The 1352-nt window shown below is 63.1% G+C and carries 1 protein-coding gene; it reads right to left on the bottom strand.

Annotated elements, in window-relative coordinates:
* The coding region (locus EET13_RS29660; protein WP_136623326.1) for a PE family protein at nucleotides 1–782 on the bottom strand (782 nt) is incomplete at its 3' end.
* Nucleotides 783–1352: the final 570 nt, after the last annotated feature.

The raw sequence follows: 1352 nt of genomic DNA, 5'->3' as shown, positions 1-1352 counted from the left end.
ACCCCGCCGTTGCCACCCCAGCCGAACATTGGGGCATTACCGCCAGCGCCGCCCGCCCCGCCAGTTGCCAGCTCTGAGCCACCGCCTGGCCCGCCGTTGCCACCCCAGCCGAACAATGAAGCGTTGCCGCCAGCCCCACCAGTACCGCCGACCAAACCAGGATCGGTCACGGCGCCCCCGGCACCGCCAGCACCACCGCTGCCGAGTAGCCACCCACCATTTCCGCCAGCACCACCGGCCCCACCCAAGAAGCCGTTCCCACCGGCGCCGCCGTTGCCGATCAGTCCCGCTGCACCACCGCTACCGCCACTACGACTCGGGCCGCTGGCAAAGCTGAACCCATTACCGCCGCTGCCTAACAACAGCCCACCCGCGCCGCCGTCGGGATGTGCCGCCGTCCCATTAGCGCCATTACCGATCAACGGACGTCCCAACAACTCGCGAGTGGGAGCGTTCACCATACCCAAGACGTTGCTCACCAACTCCTGTAACGACGAGACACTAGCCGCGTCAGTGTTCGCATACGCCGCACCGGCAACGTTTAACGTTTCGACGAAATTCCTATGAAACTCCGCAGCCTGCGCGCTCAGCGACTGGTATTGCTGGGCGTAACCACGAAACAGTGCCGTAACGGCCTGCGAGACGTCGTCAGCGCTGGCCGACAGCATCTCGGTTGTGGAGGCCGCGGCGACCGCATTGGCAGCGCTGAGCGAGGTGCCGATGCGCGTTACATCCTGCGCTGCCGCCACGAGCAGTTCCGGAACCACGCTCACAACCGACATCAAGCCTCCACGCACGTCATCGGATGACATGCATGATGCGCCTCAACGCGACGACACGTGAGCAGATCGCCAACATTCGAAACATCCCGGGAGTTGGTCTTGACTTGACATCGAACATATCGCCTGTTGCCCCGGTTTGATGCCGAGGTCAACGACGTCATCATCGAACCCGCCCGGCTAAACAGGCACTCATCGTCGCATCTGGCCGCACCAAGCCGTGCCGCCAAACCGCGCCGTCGAGCGGCCCATCCATTACCGTGGTGGGGGGGAACCTGCGACGGCGTCAAATTAGCGAGGCACGCCGTGAATGCGCGAGGCAATATCGTCGCATAATGACTCTCGATCAACGACACGTCCAGAAATGGCGTCGTGCGTATCGCCGCAGATCACGGATCCTTGAAGTCACCAACGTCGGCACCTGATCCGCCGAGGACCACGCTCAGACCCGAGTTGGGTCATTTGGCTTAGTGCCTTGAGTTTCCGGTCTGCAGGGCGTCGAGAATCACCGTGACCTCGGGTTCTATGGCGGGTGGGTATGTGGCGATGACGCCGTTGATGTCGATGGTCGCC

Origin of the sequence: Mycobacterium attenuatum (genome assembly GCF_900566085.1) — a bacterium.
In the GTDB taxonomy this organism is placed as follows: Bacteria; Actinomycetota; Actinomycetes; order Mycobacteriales; family Mycobacteriaceae; genus Mycobacterium; species Mycobacterium attenuatum.
Note: the sequence above shows the minus strand (reverse complement) of the source record. Positions and strands in the feature narration are given on the sequence as shown.